The organism is Pseudomonas sp. NPDC087690, assembly GCF_044743175.1.
Taxonomy (GTDB): Bacteria; Pseudomonadota; Gammaproteobacteria; order Pseudomonadales; family Pseudomonadaceae; genus Aquipseudomonas.
In genome coordinates this window covers 66,694-82,727 of the sequence record NZ_JBIUVX010000007.1, presented here as the reverse complement: position 1 = coordinate 82,727, position 16,034 = coordinate 66,694, and the positions used below count along the sequence as shown (strand labels likewise).

16 protein-coding genes are annotated in these 16,034 nt (G+C 59.2%); 9 read left to right on the top strand and 7 right to left on the bottom strand.

The genetic code is table 11. From position 1 onward, the window contains the following. Positions 1-169: 169 nt before the first annotated feature. On the bottom strand, positions 170-565 hold the full coding sequence (gene msrB / locus ACIPIZ_RS11295) for a peptide-methionine (R)-S-oxide reductase MsrB (protein WP_122853890.1): 396 nt from the start codon (positions 563-565) through the stop codon (positions 170-172). Positions 566-792: 227 nt separating this feature from the next. Here msrB and ACIPIZ_RS11290 point away from each other — a divergent pair, with 227 nt between their 5' ends. Next, complete coding sequence (locus ACIPIZ_RS11290) at positions 793-2,004, top strand: pyridoxal phosphate-dependent aminotransferase (protein ID WP_003226761.1); 1,212 nt, start codon at positions 793-795, stop codon at positions 2,002-2,004. 304 nt (positions 2,005-2,308) lie between these two features. Beyond that, positions 2,309-3,196, top strand: a complete 888-nt coding sequence (gene htpX, locus ACIPIZ_RS11285) for a protease HtpX (RefSeq protein ID WP_007908619.1) — start codon at positions 2,309-2,311, stop codon at positions 3,194-3,196. Between the two features lie 196 nt (positions 3,197-3,392). Here htpX and ACIPIZ_RS11280 read toward each other — a convergent pair whose 3' ends face one another. Then, positions 3,393-4,040: a thiopurine S-methyltransferase gene (locus ACIPIZ_RS11280; RefSeq protein WP_401165339.1), complete on the bottom strand. Its 648-nt coding sequence runs from the start codon at positions 4,038-4,040 to the stop codon at positions 3,393-3,395. A gap of 103 nt (positions 4,041-4,143) precedes the next feature. On the opposite strand from ACIPIZ_RS11280, the gene ACIPIZ_RS11275 reads away from it, so the two are divergent. After that, on the top strand, positions 4,144-4,911 hold the full coding sequence (locus ACIPIZ_RS11275; protein ID WP_401165338.1) for a DODA-type extradiol aromatic ring-opening family dioxygenase: 768 nt from the start codon (positions 4,144-4,146) through the stop codon (positions 4,909-4,911). A 166-nt stretch (positions 4,912-5,077) separates the two neighbouring features. Here ACIPIZ_RS11275 and ACIPIZ_RS11270 read toward each other — a convergent pair whose 3' ends face one another. Next, positions 5,078-6,751 (bottom strand): DEAD/DEAH box helicase, encoded by a 1,674-nt coding sequence (locus ACIPIZ_RS11270; RefSeq protein WP_008088238.1) that lies wholly within the window; start codon positions 6,749-6,751, stop codon positions 5,078-5,080. 423 nt (positions 6,752-7,174) lie between these two features. Between ACIPIZ_RS11270 and ACIPIZ_RS11265 the strand changes: the two genes are divergently transcribed. Further along, entirely contained in the window at positions 7,175-7,966 is a 792-nt protein-coding gene (locus ACIPIZ_RS11265) for a crotonase/enoyl-CoA hydratase family protein (RefSeq protein ID WP_064391388.1), read from the top strand. Positions 7,967-8,076: 110 nt separating this feature from the next. Here the strand turns inward: ACIPIZ_RS11265 and ACIPIZ_RS11260 are convergent, their stop codons facing one another. Continuing rightward, on the bottom strand, positions 8,077-8,832 hold the full coding sequence (locus ACIPIZ_RS11260; RefSeq protein ID WP_064391389.1) for a spermidine synthase: 756 nt from the start codon (positions 8,830-8,832) through the stop codon (positions 8,077-8,079). A 150-nt stretch (positions 8,833-8,982) separates the two neighbouring features. Between ACIPIZ_RS11260 and ACIPIZ_RS11255 the strand changes: the two genes are divergently transcribed. Next, entirely contained in the window at positions 8,983-10,329 is a 1,347-nt protein-coding gene (locus ACIPIZ_RS11255; protein WP_401165336.1) for a class II 3-deoxy-7-phosphoheptulonate synthase, read from the top strand. A gap of 108 nt (positions 10,330-10,437) precedes the next feature. Here the strand turns inward: ACIPIZ_RS11255 and ACIPIZ_RS11250 are convergent, their stop codons facing one another. Both ACIPIZ_RS11250 and ACIPIZ_RS11245 read right to left on the bottom strand, forming a co-directional pair. After that, a complete protein-coding gene (locus ACIPIZ_RS11250) occupies positions 10,438-11,658 on the bottom strand; it encodes a winged helix-turn-helix domain-containing protein (protein ID WP_401165334.1) in 1,221 nt (406 codons plus the stop codon). A gap of 80 nt (positions 11,659-11,738) precedes the next feature. Further along, entirely contained in the window at positions 11,739-11,960 is a 222-nt protein-coding gene (locus tag ACIPIZ_RS11245) for a DUF1127 domain-containing protein (protein ID WP_016985493.1), read from the bottom strand. Positions 11,961-12,056: 96 nt separating this feature from the next. Between ACIPIZ_RS11245 and ACIPIZ_RS11240 the strand changes: the two genes are divergently transcribed. Beyond that, the gene (locus tag ACIPIZ_RS11240; protein WP_177330971.1) at positions 12,057-12,911 is read left to right on the top strand and encodes a LysR substrate-binding domain-containing protein; all 855 of its coding nucleotides are present in this window, start codon (positions 12,057-12,059) and stop codon (positions 12,909-12,911) included. On the opposite strand, the gene ACIPIZ_RS11235 is transcribed toward ACIPIZ_RS11240, so the two are convergent. Then, complete coding sequence (locus ACIPIZ_RS11235) at positions 12,901-13,650, bottom strand: sulfite exporter TauE/SafE family protein (protein WP_177431006.1); 750 nt, start codon at positions 13,648-13,650, stop codon at positions 12,901-12,903. The two genes, ACIPIZ_RS11240 and ACIPIZ_RS11235, sit on opposite strands and share 11 nt — an antisense overlap. Before the next feature lie 110 nt (positions 13,651-13,760). On the opposite strand from ACIPIZ_RS11235, the gene ACIPIZ_RS11230 reads away from it, so the two are divergent. The 3 genes from ACIPIZ_RS11230 (at position 13,761) to ACIPIZ_RS11220 (ending at position 16,000) form a co-directional block, all read left to right on the top strand. Continuing rightward, a complete protein-coding gene (locus ACIPIZ_RS11230) occupies positions 13,761-14,717 on the top strand; it encodes a LysR family transcriptional regulator (RefSeq protein WP_064391671.1) in 957 nt (318 codons plus the stop codon). 72 nt (positions 14,718-14,789) lie between these two features. Further along, positions 14,790-15,254, top strand: coding sequence for a MarR family winged helix-turn-helix transcriptional regulator (locus tag ACIPIZ_RS11225; RefSeq protein WP_401165407.1), 465 nt, complete (start codon positions 14,790-14,792; stop codon positions 15,252-15,254). 326 nt (positions 15,255-15,580) lie between these two features. Further along, the gene (locus ACIPIZ_RS11220) at positions 15,581-16,000 is read left to right on the top strand and encodes an organic hydroperoxide resistance protein (protein ID WP_064391394.1); all 420 of its coding nucleotides are present in this window, start codon (positions 15,581-15,583) and stop codon (positions 15,998-16,000) included. The last annotated feature ends 34 nt before the right edge of the window (positions 16,001-16,034 follow it).

Genomic DNA, 16,034 nt, shown 5'->3' with positions numbered 1-16,034 from the left:
GACTGTCGGGAAAGGCCAAACATAGCGAGCAATTAAATTGTGTGCAATTTAATATTTGAAATCGATCCGTGTAGGAGCTGCCGAAGGCTGCGATCTTTTGATCTTGATCTTGAAAAAAAAAATCAAAATCAAAAGATCGCAGCCTTCGGCAGCTCCTACGGGGCTCGCATTACTCGCGGGGTACCAGATCCAGGCACACCGAGTTGATGCAATAACGCAGACCGGTTGGCGGTGGGCCGTCGGGGAACACATGACCCAAGTGCGCATCGCAGCGGGCGCACTTCACTTCAGTGCGGATCATGCCGTGCGTGGTATCACGGATTTCGGTCATGGCGCTTTCGCCGATCGGCTCATAAAAGCTCGGCCAGCCACAGCCGGAATCGAATTTGGCTTTGGCGTCGAACAATGCTTCGTTGCAGCAGACGCAGTGGTAAACACCGTCGGTCTTGGTGTCGTTGTATTTGCCGGAGAACGGTCGCTCGGTCGCACTGAGGCGGCAAACCTCGTACTGCTGCGGATCGAGCATGGCCTTCCATTCTTCCAGGGTTTTTTCCAACTTTTCCATCATCACACCTCAGCAGCTGAAAAAGCCCGATCTGTACCTTTTCCACGGATCGGGTGGCACGTATGATTGCGCCTTGTTTTGACGCCAGTCTGGCAGCCACGTTACACGCACTCAAACGGATTTTTTGCAGCGTTGAGTGCCGGCCACCGATTGGCGTGCACATGCAGGATTCCCAGTACGGTAGTTCATACAGCGTCTGGATCGTTCATTTTCGGGATCACATCGCCATGCAGTTCAGCAAATCGAACAAGCTCGCCAACGTCTGCTACGACATTCGCGGCCCGGTGCTCAAGCACGCCAAACGACTGGAAGAGGAAGGCCAGCGCATCCTCAAGCTGAACATCGGCAACCCGGCGCCGTTTGGTTTCGAGGCGCCGGACGAAATTCTTCAGGATGTGATTCGCAACCTGCCGACCGCGCAAGGCTACAGCGACTCCAAAGGCCTGTTCAGCGCGCGCAAAGCGGTGATGCAGTACTACCAGCAGAAGAATGTCGAAGGTGTCGGCATCGAAGACATCTACCTGGGTAACGGCGTCTCCGAACTGATCGTGATGTCGTTGCAGGCGCTGCTCAACAACGGCGACGAAGTGCTGGTGCCGGCCCCCGACTATCCGCTGTGGACCGCCGCCGTCAGCCTCGCCGGTGGCAACGCCGTGCACTACCTGTGCGACGAAGGCGCCGACTGGTTCCCGGACCTGGCCGACATCAAGGCCAAGATCACCCCGAACACCAAAGCCATGGTGATCATCAACCCGAACAACCCGACCGGCGCGGTGTATTCGAAGGAAGTGTTGCTGGGCATGCTGGAAATCGCCCGTGCGCACAACCTGGTGGTGTTCTCTGACGAGATCTACGACAAGATCCTGTACGACGATGCCGTGCACATTTGCACCGCTTCGCTGGCGCCGGACCTGCTGTGCCTGACCTTCAACGGCCTGTCGAAGTCCTACCGCGTGGCCGGTTTCCGCTCCGGCTGGATCGCCATTTCCGGGCCGAAGCACAACGCCCAGAGCTACATCGAAGGCATCGACATGCTGGCCAACATGCGTTTGTGCGCCAACGTGCCGAGCCAGCATGCCATCCAGACCGCCCTCGGTGGCTATCAGAGCATCAACGATCTGGTGCTGCCGCAAGGGCGTCTGCTCGAGCAGCGCAACCGCACCTGGGAGCTGCTCAACGATATTCCGGGGGTGAGTTGCGTCAAGCCGATGGGCGCGCTCTACGCCTTCCCGCGGATTGACCCGAAAGTCTGCCCGATCCACAACGACGAGAAATTCGTCCTTGATCTGCTGCTCTCCGAGAAGCTACTGGTGGTACAGGGCACAGCGTTCAACTGGCCGTGGCCGGATCACTTCCGCGTCGTCACGCTGCCCCGCGTCGACGATCTGGAAATGGCCATCGGTCGTATCGGCAACTTCCTCAAGTCCTACCGCCAGTAACTGGCCAGCAGTGCGCAACGGCTCGAACGTTGCGCACTGTCTGATTCAGCAACACTTCTGCATCGCACCTCCGTGCACGCCTTCTACACTTGCGATTCGTACCGCTCACTTGCGTCTGACGTAATGGCGACGGGACGCGGCTGGTCGTCGCCCATGTCGGTATTGGCTGTGGGAAACGGACTGCACACCGAGGAATCCGCTGTAGGACACAGTTTGAAATAGTCACTCAGTTGAATAGCCCGGTGCGGCACCTTATATACCCCGCAGTACGCTACATCTTTAGCTTGAGGAGATTTCTACAACCATGATGCGCATCCTGCTGTTTTTGGCCACTAACCTGGCGGTCGTGCTGATAGCCAGCATCACCCTGAGCCTTTTCGGCTTCAACGGGTTCATGGCGGCCAACGGGGTTGATCTCGACCTTAGTCAGCTGCTGGTTTTCTGTGCGGTCTTTGGTTTCGCCGGCTCGCTGTTCTCGCTGTTCATCTCCAAGTGGATGGCAAAGATGAGCACCGGCACCCAGATCATCAGCCAGCCACGTACCCGTCATGAGCAATGGCTGCTGCAAACCGTCGAGCAATTGTCCCGCGAAGCAGGGATCAAGATGCCCGAGGTCGGCATTTTCCCGGCCTACGAGGCGAACGCGTTCGCTACTGGCTGGAACAAGAACGACGCGCTGGTCGCGGTCAGTCAGGGCCTGCTGGAGCGTTTTTCGCCCGATGAAGTGAAAGCCGTACTGGCCCACGAAATCGGTCACGTAGCCAATGGCGACATGGTGACGCTCGCGCTGATCCAGGGCGTGGTGAACACCTTCGTGATGTTCTTCGCGCGGATCATCGGCAACTTCGTCGACAAGGTGATCTTCAAGAACGAAGAAGGCCAGGGCATCGCCTACTACGTGGCGACCATCTTCGCCGAACTGGTGCTGGGTATTCTCGCCAGTGCGATCGTCATGTGGTTCTCGCGCAAGCGCGAATTCCGTGCCGACGAAGCCGGTGCACGTCTGGCCGGCACCAGCGCGATGATCGGTGCACTGCAGCGCCTGCGCGCCGAACAGGGTCTGCCGGTGCACATGCCGGACACCCTGAATGCCTTTGGCATCAACGGTGGCATCAAACAGGGTTTTGCCCGCATGTTCATGAGCCACCCGCCACTGGAAGAGCGTATCGACGCGCTGCGTCGTCGCGGTTGATCAGATTGGCGTAAAAACAAGAGGCCCGCAGTGATGCGGGCCTTTTTTTGCCTTGATTAATTGGCTGTTCTCACTGGCCTCATCGCGAGCAGGCTCACTCCTACAGGGTTCTGTGCCGGCCACACAACCTGCGATTCAGCACAAATCACTGTAGGAGTGAGCCTGCTCGCGATGAGGCCAGAAAATCCCACGCTATTTATCGGGAAGACACGCGGTATACCCGCTCCTCCAGCCGCGTCACACCCGCCTGCAGGAACTTCCCGCTCTCTCCCAGCACATCCTGCTCTTCCAGCGCCTGCACCTGCCAAGCACCACTCAGCAACCGCTTGACCTCATCATCCCCCACCGCAAACGGCGGCCCCGGCATCTGCGTCTGATCGTAATCCAGCGTAATCAACAGCCCTTGCACACCCAACGGCAGAATCCGCTGAAGGTGCGCCGCATAACGCTCACGCATCGGCGCTGGCAAGGCGATCAGCGCGGCGCGGTCGTACAACGCGGTGCAATCGGCCACATCGCTCGCCGTCAGCGCAAAGAAGTCACCGCACCAAAGCTCGATGGCGCCACCACGATAGGCCTTGAACGCGCCCTTCTGGCTGATCTGCGGCTGCACCTGATGCTCATTGAAAAAGCCCTCGATAGCCTTTTGCGACAGTTCAATCCCGAGCACCTGATGACCGCGCCCGGCCAGCCACGACAAATCCAGACTTTTCCCACACAAAGGCACGAGCACTCGCGCCGTTTCCGCTACTGCCCAGTGTCGCTGCAAATACGGATTCACCTCCGGCTGGTGAAAACCGATCTGCCCCGAATCCCACTTCTTGTGCCAAAACTCAGGCTGCATGCATCACTCCCAATAATTCGATAAAAAAGCGTTAAAACTTATATTAGATTTAGATCAATGATCTGACTGAAGATGAGGGCATCTTAACGCTCAGGAACCCATCATGTTTCCCAGCCTGTTTATTTCCCATGGTTCACCCATGCTGGCGCTGGAGCCCGGTGCCAGTGGCCCGGCGCTGGCGCGGCTGGCAGCCGAATTACCCAAACCCACAGCCATCGTGATCGTTTCTGCGCATTGGGAAAGCCATGAGTTGCTGGTCGGCAGCCATGCGCAACCAGAAACCTGGCACGACTTCGGCGGCTTCCCCCGCGCACTGTTTGAAGTGCAATACCCGGCACCGGGTGATCCGCAACTGGCTGCCAAAGTGGCTGATTTGCTGACAGCCAACAACCTGCCCGCACGCCTCGATCCGCAGCGTCCATACGATCACGGCGTCTGGGTACCTTTGTCACTGATGTATCCGCAGGCGGATATTCCAGTGGTGCAGGTTTCGCTACCAAGTCGCGCAGGCCCGGCGCTGCAAACCCGTGTCGGCCGGGCACTGGCGAGCCTGCGCGATCAAGGTATTTTGCTTATCGGCTCCGGCAGCATCACGCACAACCTGCGCGAACTGGATTGGCACGCCGGCCCGGAAAGTGTCGAGCCGTGGGCACGTGATTTCCGTGACTGGGTGATCGAGAAGTTGGCGGCCGCCGATGAGGCGGCGCTGCATGATTATCGCCAGCAGGCGCCGCATGCAGTGCGCAGCCACCCGAGTGATGAGCATTTGTTGCCGCTGTATTTCGCGCGAGGCGCGGGCGGTGAGTTCAGCGTGGCACATCAGGGCTTCACGATGGGCGCGCTGGGCATGGATATTTACCGCTTCGGTTAAAAGCAAAATCAAAAGATCGCAGCCTTCGGCAGCTCCTGCATTTGGAATGCGTTCCCCCTGTAGGAGCTGCCGAAGGCTGCGATCCTTTGATCTCGAAAAGCAGGCAAAAAAAATCCCCGAACCAGTCGGGGATTTTTCATGCTTGATCAATCAGCCCAGAGGCGGATCAATCTTCGCGATAGCGACGCAGCTTCAACTGCTTACCGGCAACGCGAGTGTCCTTCAGTTTGGTCAGGAGTTTGTCCAGACCATCTTCCGGCAGCTCAACGAGGCTGAAGCTGTCACGCACCTGGATGCGACCGATCGCTTCACGGGCCAGACCGCCTTCGTTAAGGATGGCGCCCAGCAGGTTTTTCGCAGCGATACCATCACGCGCACCCAGCGCGGTACGGCAACGAGCACGGCCTTCGCCCAAAGGCATTGGCGCGCGACGCTCGCGGTCACCACGATCAGGACGGTCGCCAGTGCGCTCAGGACGGTCGCCACGCGGTGCGTTGTTCGGCACCAGTGGACGTTCCTTCTCGATGGCAGCCAGGTTCAGCGCTTGACCGTTGGTGGCTTTGCGCAGCAGGGCTGCAGCCAGAGCACGCGGAGTGCAGCCGATGTCTGCAGTCAGACGATCGAGCAGCTCACCGTGAGTCGATTCGGCATCAGCGACCAGCGGCGACAGGCTGTTGGTCAGTTTCTTGATGCGCGCATCGAGAACGGCTTGAGCGTCCGGCAGGCGTACTTCGGCAACTTTCTGACCGGTTACACGCTCGATCACTTGCAGCATGCGGCGCTCACGTGGAGTCACCAGCAGCAGTGCACGACCTTCGCGACCGGCACGGCCAGTACGGCCGATACGGTGAACGTAGGACTCTGGATCGTACGGCATGTCAACGTTGAACACGTGAGTGATGCGCGGAACGTCCAGACCACGAGCAGCTACGTCGGTCGCAACAACGATGTCCAGACGGCCATCTTTCAGCGAGTCGATGACGCGCTCACGCTGGTTCTGGGCGATGTCGCCGTTCAGCGCCGCAGCTTTGTAGCCTTTGGCGTCGAGGGCACTGGCCAGATCCAGGGTCGCCTGCTTGGTACGTACGAACATGATCAGAGCGTCGAAATCTTCCACTTCCAGCAAGCTGAGAACGGCCGAAGTCTTCTGGTCAGCGTGAACCAACAGGTGAGCCTGTTCGATCGCGGTAACAGTCTGAGTCTTGGTCTGGATCTTCACGTGTTGCGGATCGCGCAGATGGCGTTCGGCAATGGCGCGGATCGACTGCGGCAGGGTAGCCGAGAACAAAACGGTCTGACGGGTCGCTGGCAGAGCCTTGAAGATGACTTCCAGGTCATCCATGAAGCCCAGTTTCAACATTTCGTCAGCTTCGTCGAGAACCAGGTGGTTAACGGTCGACAGAACTTTTTCGTCGCGACGAAGGTGGTCGCACAGACGACCCGGAGTGGCGACAACGATCTGTGCGCCATTACGGATTGCTTTCAGTTGTGGGCCCATCGGCGCGCCGCCGTAAACGGCCACAACGGTAACGCCCGGCATTTGCTTGGCGTAGGTTTCAAAAGCGGTTGCTACTTGCAGCGCCAACTCACGAGTTGGCGCCAGGATCAGGGCTTGCGGTTCGCGCTTGGCAGGATCGATGCGGTGCAGAATAGGCAGTGCGAACGCGGCGGTTTTACCGGTACCGGTTTGCGCCTGACCAATCATGTCCTGGCCGGCCATGATGATCGGGATCGATTGCTGCTGAATCGCCGAAGGCTCTTCGTAGCCGGTCGCTGCGACGGCTGCAAGAATATTCGGGTTAAGATTAAAAGCGGCGAATCCGCCGGTTTCCTGGGTCATGGGTCTGCCTCTAAGTGCATCCGCAAAGACCCATGCTCCAAAGCTGCGCATGCCGTGTTGAGACTCAAGAGTCGCCCTGGCAGCTTTGTCGGCGGGGATTTGCGAAAACGAATGAATGAAAAAAAAGAATCGTCCGGGAAGAGCCCGCAATGCGGACGTGCAGCCGAAGCTGACTTCGGGGAATTGCGCTACCTAAACGCGGCCCGGTTAAAGGCCGGCGCGCACTATACCGGATTTCGCCCGAAAAGGGAGCTTTTTTTATCGGCTGAATGCGTGTGTCACCGCTATGTAACGGGGTTTTGCGGATAATCGCGCTAAGGTCTATTTTTCAAAGGCCCGGCCCTGCGGGTGATGACGCTTAAACGATTCACTGCGCTGCGGCATACCGTCGCTGCCCCGCCCTTCCCGCCCGAGGATTTCGCCATGAATCAGCCCTGTGCCGGCCGCGTCAGCCGAGAACGCCGAGGTCACGTCCACCTGATTGGCCTGGATCGAGCGGCCAAACGCAATGCTTTCGATCTCGACCTGCTCAATGACCTGAGCCTGGCTTATGGCGAGTTCGAGGCCGACAGTGAGGCGCGGGTAGCGGTGGTGTTTGGCCACGGCGAGCACTTTACCGCCGGTCTGGATCTGGTCAACGCCAGCTCGGCTTTGGCCCAAGGCTGGCAGGTTCCGACCGGCGGTTGCGATCCGTGGGGTGTTTTCGTCGGACCTCGGGTGAGCAAACCTGTGATTGTCGCCGCGCAAGGGTACTGCCTGACCATCGGCATCGAGTTGATGCTGGCGGCAGATATCAATCTCTGTGCGAGCAATACCCGCTTCGCACAAATGGAAGTGCAGCGTGGGATTTTTCCTTTTGGTGGCGCTACTTTGCGTTTTCAGCAGATTGCCGGTTGGGGTAATGCCATGCGCTGGTTGCTGACCGGCGATGAATTTGATGCGCACGAAGCCTTGCACTTGGGACTGGTGCAGGAAGTGATGGCCAGTGAAGATCTGCTGCCGCGGGCGATTGAATTGGCCGAACGGATTGCCCGGCAGGCGCCGTTGGGGGTGCAGGCGACGTTGATGTCGGCGCGGCAGGCCCGATATGAAGGTGAGACGGCGGCGGCGCAAGGGTTGCCGGCACTGGTGAAGAAGTTGCTGGCGAGTGAGGATGCCAGGGAGGGAGTGCGGTCGTTGGTGGAGCGGCGACCCGGGATCTTCAAAGGGATCTGAAAATTTGGCGCCTGTCATGACGCCATCGCGAGCAGGGTCACTCCTACAAGGGAACGCATTTCAATGCAGGAGTGAGCCTGCTCGCGATAGGGCCAGCAAGGCCAACAGCCTCAGGTGGCCGGGCGAATACTGTTGATCAACGACTGCAACGAATACCCCAACCGCGGCGCCAGCGCCTCGGCCCGCGCAGTCAGTGCCTGCATGTCCAACATCTGATCAAGGTCCGCGGGCACAATCAGAATCACATTGCCCTCCTTCACCGGCAGCTCCCAGTAATGCCGGTGATACAGCCCGCGCAACAACGCCGCGCCCAGCGGCTTGCCGTCATCGGTGGCCCACTGGTTGATCACCAGCCAGCCGCCCGGATTCAGGCGTTTCTGGCAGTCACCGAGAAAACTCCAGGCCAGATGCCCGACACCCGGGCCGACATCGGTGTACAGGTCGACAAAAATCAGATCCGCAGGCTCTGCCGTCGGCAGCAGTTCAATGGCGTCACCGACGCGAATGTACAAACGCGGATCATCATCCAGGCCCAGGTATTCGATGGCCAGACGCGGCACGTCAGGGCGCAACTCGATGGCTTCGACATCTTCCAGCGGCAAAAACCTGAGGCAGGCCTGAGTCAGCGTTCCGGCACCGAGCCCGAGAAACAGCGCACTCTCCGGTTGCTCATGGCACAACGCGCCAATCAGCATCGCCCGGGTGTAGTCGTATTCCAGCCAGCTCGGATCAGCGGTGAACACACAGCTCTGCTCGATGGCATCGCCGAACTCGAGAAAGCGGTAATCGGCCACTTCCAGCACGCGAATCACGCCGAACTCATCCTGTACTTCGGCGAGCAGATGCTCGACGCGCTCCTCAGTCATTTCGTCTCCTGATGGTCACCGGGCGCGGTGACGCGATGGCACCGCTGTGGCGCCGTGGCAAAGCGGCGATTGTCGGTGATGGGGCGGGAGCAGGTCACGCACTAATTGCTGCTAACATGGCCTTCCGTGCGTAGAACCTTAGAGACCGTGATGAGCCAACCGTGGAGCCCTGACAGCTGGCGCGCCCTGCCGATCCAGCAGCAACCCCAATACCCCGACGCCGCGCACCTGCGCCAGGTCGAACAAACCCTGGCCAGCTATCCGCCGCTGGTGTTTGCCGGCGAGGCGCGCGAACTGCGCCGTCAGTTTGCCGAAGTCACCCAGGGTCGGGCCTTCCTGCTGCAGGGCGGCGATTGCGCGGAAAGCTTCGCTGAATTCTCCGCGGCAAAAATTCGCGACACGTTTAAAGTGTTGCTGCAAATGGCAATCGTCATGACCTTTGCCGCCGGTTGCCCGGTGGTCAAGGTCGGGCGCATGGCCGGTCAGTTCGCCAAGCCGCGCTCGGCCAACGAAGAGACCATCGACGGCGTGACGCTGCCGGCTTATCGCGGCGACATCGTCAACGGCATCGGTTTCGACGAAAAGAGCCGTGTACCCGATCCGGAACGCCTGCTGCAGTCCTACCACCAGTCCACCGCGACGCTGAACCTGTTGCGCGCGTTTGCTCAGGGCGGTTTTGCCGACCTGCATCAGGTGCACAAGTGGAACCTCGATTTCATCGCCAACTCGGCGCTGGCCGAGAAGTACAGCCACCTCGCCGACCGCATCGATGAAACCCTGGCGTTCATGCGTGCCTGCGGCATGGACAGCTCGCCGCAACTGCGCGAAACCAGTTTCTTCACCGCTCACGAAGCGTTGCTGTTGAACTACGAAGAAGCCTTCGTGCGTCGCGACAGCCTGACCAACGATTACTACGATTGCTCGGCGCACATGCTGTGGATCGGCGACCGTACTCGTCAACTCGATGGCGCGCACGTTGAATTTCTGCGTGGCGTGAACAACCCGATCGGCGTCAAGGTCGGCCCGAGCATGAACCCGGATGACCTGATCCGCCTGATCGACGTGCTCAACCCGGACAACGATCCGGGGCGCCTGAATTTGATCGCGCGGATGGGTGCGAACAAGGTCGGCGATCACCTGCCGGCGCTGATTCAAGCGGTACAGCGTGAAGGCAAGCAAGTGCTGTGGAGCTCCGACCCGATGCACGGCAACACCATCAAGGCCAGCAGCGGTTACAAGACCCGCGACTTTGCGCAGATCCTTGGTGAGGTGAAGCAGTTCTTCCAGGTGCACGAAGCGGAAGGCAGTTATGCCGGCGGGATTCACATCGAGATGACCGGGCAGAATGTCACCGAGTGCATTGGTGGCGCACGGCCGATTACTGAAGACGGCTTGTCGGATCGCTATCACACCCATTGTGATCCGCGGATGAATGCCGATCAGTCGCTGGAGTTGGCGTTTTTGATTGCTGAAACCCTCAAGCAGGTTCGCCGCTAGACCGCGTCGCGCAAACTTGTAGGAGCTGCCGAAGACTGCGATCTTTTGATCTTGTTTTTTATAAGATCAACATCAAAAGATCGCAGCCTTCGGCAGTTCCTACAGGGATCAGTCCAGTTCTGCCAATGCCACCCGCAACCGCGCCGCACTCTCGCGCTGACAATTCAATTGCAGCCGCGCAAGCCCCAGCCAATCTGCCATCTGCCGCAAATTCACGGCCAGCGCCAACATCCCTTCCTCATCCAGCCCCGGCTCTTCCTCGTGCACCGCATGCACCGCCAACTGCCCGGCCGCCCGTTCGGCACGCAAATCCACCCGCGCAGCAATCCGCTCGTTGTGCAAAAACGGCAACACGTAATAGCCGTAGACTCGCTTGTCCTGCGGCGTATAAATCTCCAGCCGATAGCGAAAGTCGAACAAGCGCTCAGTCCGGCTGCGTTCCCAGATCAACGAATCGAAGGGCGACAACAACGCACTGGCCGCCACTTTGCGCGGGACTTTTGGCTCCGGCAGGCAATAGGCGATTTGCCGCCAACCGGCGACTTCGCACATTTGCAACTGCCCTGCTTCGACCAGTTCTGCAAGACGCGGACGCGCATCCGCCGGGTTCAGGCGAAAGTAATCACGCAGGTCTTTCTCTGTACCAACGCCCGATGCCTGCGCTGCATGCAGCAACAAGCCACGCTGCGCTTCGGCCTCACCGGGCAATGTCTGTTGCAGAATCGATGGAGGAATCACCCGCTCCGGCAAATCATACAAACGCTCAAAACCGCGACGCCCCGCCACCGTGACTTCACCGACGGCGAACAACCACTCCAGCGCATGCTTTTCAACACTCCAGTCCCACCATGGCCCGGCCTTGTCTTCACGGGTTGAAAGGCTGCCGGCGCCCAACGCGCCCTGCTCTTCCACCGAATTCAAGACCCGACGAACCACGTCCTGCTGCTCACGACCGAATTTGGCCAATTGCTGGTAGATATCCTCGCCACGCCTGGCGCGCTGCATCCGCCAAGCCATCAACGGATACATCGACAGCGGCAACAACGACGCTTCATGCCCCCAGTATTCGAACAACGTGCGACGTCGCCCCGAACTCCAGGCAGCCTGGTCGAGCAAATCAGAAGAGTAGGCACCGAGACGGGAAAACAGCGGCAGGTAGTGCGAGCGCACCACGGCGTTGACGGAGTCGATTTGCAGCAGACCCAGCCGTTCGATCAGCCGGTTGACGTGAGCGGCTTTGACAGTCGGCGGCTGGCGCCCGTTGAACCCTTGGGCCGCCAGCGCCAGTCGTCGCGCCTGTTTGAGGGAAAAGGATACTGTTGCGGGCATGAGCATCTCCTTGTCTGCTCGCAACCTACCTCACTGGAAGTTGGTTTGTGTAGCGCTTTGCTCATCATTTATGCAGTGGGTCATTTATGCATCGGGTCATCCCAGAACGGCCGCACGGCTTCGTGTTCAACGTCGGCACGACTGACGCCGATGTCCTTCAACGCTTCATCACTCAGACTGGCGAGCAACTCGCGTTCACGGTGCAGTTCGTACCAGCGGCTAAACTTGTGCAGCAAATCGGAAACGATATGGCCGTGGCCGGAAAATTTTGCTTCGTCTACATACTCTCTTTGACCTTTCATCGTGTTGCCCTCCTTGTGGATGGATCAAGTCTCTGCCTGGCGCTAAGATCAATCCAACGAATGTTTCTGATGGCATGCATCACGGAGATTCATCAATTGTCGGCCTACCCCAGTATCGATACCGATGTCCTGCGCACCTTTGTCGCCATCGCTGATCAGGGCGGTTTCACCCGCGCTGGCGAAATGGTCAACCGCACGCAATCGGCGGTGAGCATGCAGATGAAGCGCCTGGAAGAAGACGTGTTGCAGCGTCAGTTGTTCGAGCGCGACGGACGCCAGGTGCGCCTGACCGCCGAAGGTCAGGTGTTGCTCGGTTACGCGCGGCGCATCCTCAAGCTGCACAGTGAAGTGTTCAACACCTTGCGCGAGCCGCACATGGTCGGCACCGTGCGCATCGGCACGCCGGATGATTACGTGATGCGTTTTCTGCCGGGGATCCTGTCGCGGTTTGCGCAGTTCTATCCGCTGATCCAGATCGAAGTGCATTGCGAGTCGACTAAACAATTGCTGCAGCGTACCGATCTCGACTTGTCGATCGTCACCCGCGAACCGGGTAACGAGATCGGCCAGTTGTTGCGCAAGGAGCGTTTTGTCTGGGCCGAGGCGCAGAATTTCAGCGCCCACGAACAAACACCGCTGCCGCTGGCGATGTTCAACAGTGATTGCTTCTGCCGCTTGTGGGCGTGCAATGCGCTGGATGCGATGGGCCGCGATTACCGCATCGCTTACAACAGCACCAGCCTATCGGCGCTGATGGCCGTGGTCAGCGCGGGTCTGGCGATCACCGCGCAACTGGAGAGTCTGATTACCCCGGACATGCGCATTCTCGGAGCCGAGGAAGAACTGCCGCTGTTGCCGGAAGCCAGCATCATGCTGATCCGCAACCTTAACAACCCTTCGCCGATCACCGAGTGCCTGGCCGAGCACATCGTCGAAGGCTTCAAACTTTAAACGCGAGCATCACCGCGCACAGCACCAGAAAACCGCAGAACAGCCCGCGCAGGTATTTTTCCGGCATGGCGTGGGCGACTTTCACCCCCCAACTGATGCTCGCCAGACCACCTAGGGCCAGCGGCAGGCCGATTATCCAGTCCACTTCCTGATGCACCGCGTAAGTCACCAAGGTCACGCCGGTACTTGGCAGCGCCAGCGCCAGCGACAAGCCTTGCGCGACCACCTGCGTGGTGCCGAACAGGCTGGTCAGCACGGGCGTCGCCACCACTGCCCCGCCGACACCGAACAGACCGCCCATGGTTCCTGATGCAGCCCCGAGAACACCCAGCCACGGCCATGAATAACGCATCTCTGACGTTGCTGCGGGTTGGCGACCGAACATCTTCAACAGGTTGTAAGCCGACAAAACGACAAGGAACGCGACAAAACCGACGCGCATGGTTTGCGCGTCAATGCCGACCGCCCAGATCGAACCGATCCAGGCAAAGCAGAACCCCATCACCGCCAGCGGCAGTGCGTGACGCAACTCGATGCGATTGCGCTGGTGATACCGCCACAGCGCCAGCATCACGTTAGGCACGACCATGACCAGCGCCGTGCCTTGGGCGATCTGTTGATCCAGGCCGAACCACACGCCCAGCAACGGAATGGCGATCAAGCCGCCGCCGATGCCGAAGATGCCACCCAGTGTGCCAAGCGCCGCGCCGAACAGCAGGTACAACAAAAACTCCATCACAGCCGAATTCCTCTCACGTCAGGCGAATCATCCTACGCAGTCGCGGCTGGCGTGGAAACGCATAGCAACGCACAATGGCTATGCCGATTTCGCACAGGCGTTCGCTGACCATGAATCCCAATCAATTGACCGAGCAACTTGGGCTATTTCTCGATGTATTGGAAAGTGGCAGTTTTTCCGCCGCTTCGCGTCGTCATCCGCTGACACCTTCGGCGGTCGCGCGGCGTATCGACAGCCTGGAAAGCGCGGTCGGCAGCCAGTTGTTCATTCGCAGCACTCACGCCGTACTCGCCACGCCGGCCGGTCTCGCGTTTGCCGAACGGGCCCGGCGGATCGTCGCCGAATTGCAACTGGCCCGAGCTGAAGCGGTGTCGCTAAGCAGTGCGCCAGAGGGCCTGATTCGCATCGATGCCCCGGCAGCCTTCGGGCGACGGCATCTGGCACCCGTAATCGCTGACTTTCTCGTTCTGTATCCGGGCCTGGACGTGCAATTGCACTTGATCGACAGCTTCGTTGATATGGCCGGTTCCAATCTTGGCAAAGTCGATCTGGTCCTGCGCGCAGGGCAAATGGCTGATACCCGATTGGTGGCCACACCATTGGCGAGCATGGTGCGTATTGCCTGCGCCAGCCCTGACTACCTCAAACGCCGTGGTGTGCCCGGCAGGCCGGCGCAACTGAGCGAGCATGACGGCCTCGACTGGGACGGCCTCGCACCGCCCTTCGCCTGGCGCTTTGAACAGGACGGCCAGATGCAACTGCACCGCCCGGGGCGAATCCGCATGAGCGCCAACAACGCCGAAGCATTGGTCTGTGGCGCCTTGGCCGGATTGGGCATTGCCCATCTACCGACCTGGCTGGCCAGTGAATACCTGTTACGCGGCGAATTGCTGCCTTTGTTTTGCGAAAGTGGGTTACCCAATCCGGAGTCCACCGGCATTTACGCGTTGCGCATGGAACAGCAGACGAATTCGCGTAGTCGCTTGTTGCTGGAGTATCTGAAAAGCCGCTTCAGCCCGGTGCCGCCCTGGGATCTGGCGCTACAGCGAGATTTGGGCCGCCACTGAGGCTGGAGAATTATCTAGCGCATTAAACATTCGGGCGCTAGATTCATGACCATCACCGATCAAGGCTTTGTTATGAAATCCGAGCGCAATACCCCCGACCTTTGCGAAGAACTGCTACTGGATAACCAGGCCTGCTTCGCCCTGCATTCCACTTCACTGATGATGACCAAGGTCTACAAGCCACTGCTGCAAGCGTTGAATCTGACCTATCCGCAGTACCTGGCAATGATGGTGTTGTGGGAAAAGGATGGTTTGACGGTCGGAGAGATCAGCACACGGTTGCTGACCGACCCCGGTTCGCTGACTCCACTGCTCAAACGCCTGGAAGGCGAAGGGTTACTCAGCCGCACGCGCAGTCGAGATGATGAGCGGGTGGTGATTGTCGAGTTGACCGAGCAAGGCCGCGCGCTGCGTGACAAGGCGCAGACCATTCCGCAATGCATCCTCGGCGCCAGCGGCTTCACCCTGGAACGCCTGCAGAAGCTGCAAGCGGAATTGCAGGCACTGCGCGGTCACTTGCAAGAAAGCCTGATCTGACTTCCACACAGTCCCTGTGGGAGCGAGCCTGCTCGCGAATGCGTAGTGTCAGTCGATATGAATGGTGACTGATACACCGCATTCGCGAGCAGGCTCGCTCCCACATTGATTTCATCGACAAGAAAATATTTTCACCACCTGATCTACCGCGCAATCCGCTCTAACTCGAGCCTTACAGCCACCCTCTCATACCCGCCGCTTCGTCGAAGTGCAGCTTTTTTCAAAATTTATCTTGCGCGCAAAATATTAGCGAGATACATTTATCTCGCACTTACTTAGCGCGCAAACAATTAGCGCACACAACCACACCCAATGAGGCTCACACCATGCAAACTCTCTACACCGCAATCGCAACCTCCACTGGCGGCCGTGATGGTCGTGCGATCTCCAGCGACAATATTCTCGACGTCAAACTTGCCACCCCGAAAGAGCTCGGCGGTGCCGGCGGCGCGGCGACCAACCCAGAGCAACTGTTCGCTGCCGGCTACTCGGCCTGCTTCATCGGCGCACTGAAATTCGTCGCCAGCCAGAGCAAACGCAAAATCCCTGACGATGCCTCGATCACCGCCCACGTCGGTATCGGCCAGATCCCCGGTGGCTTCGGTCTGGACATCGACCTGCACATCAGCCTGCCTGGCCTGGAACAAGCCGACGCACAAGCGCTGGTCGACGCTGCTCACCAGGTCTGCCCGTACTCCAACGCCACCCGCGGCAACGTCGATGTGCGTCTGCACGTCACCGTTTAACTGCTGATAGCCCAGGCCCGAACAGGAAATGAAC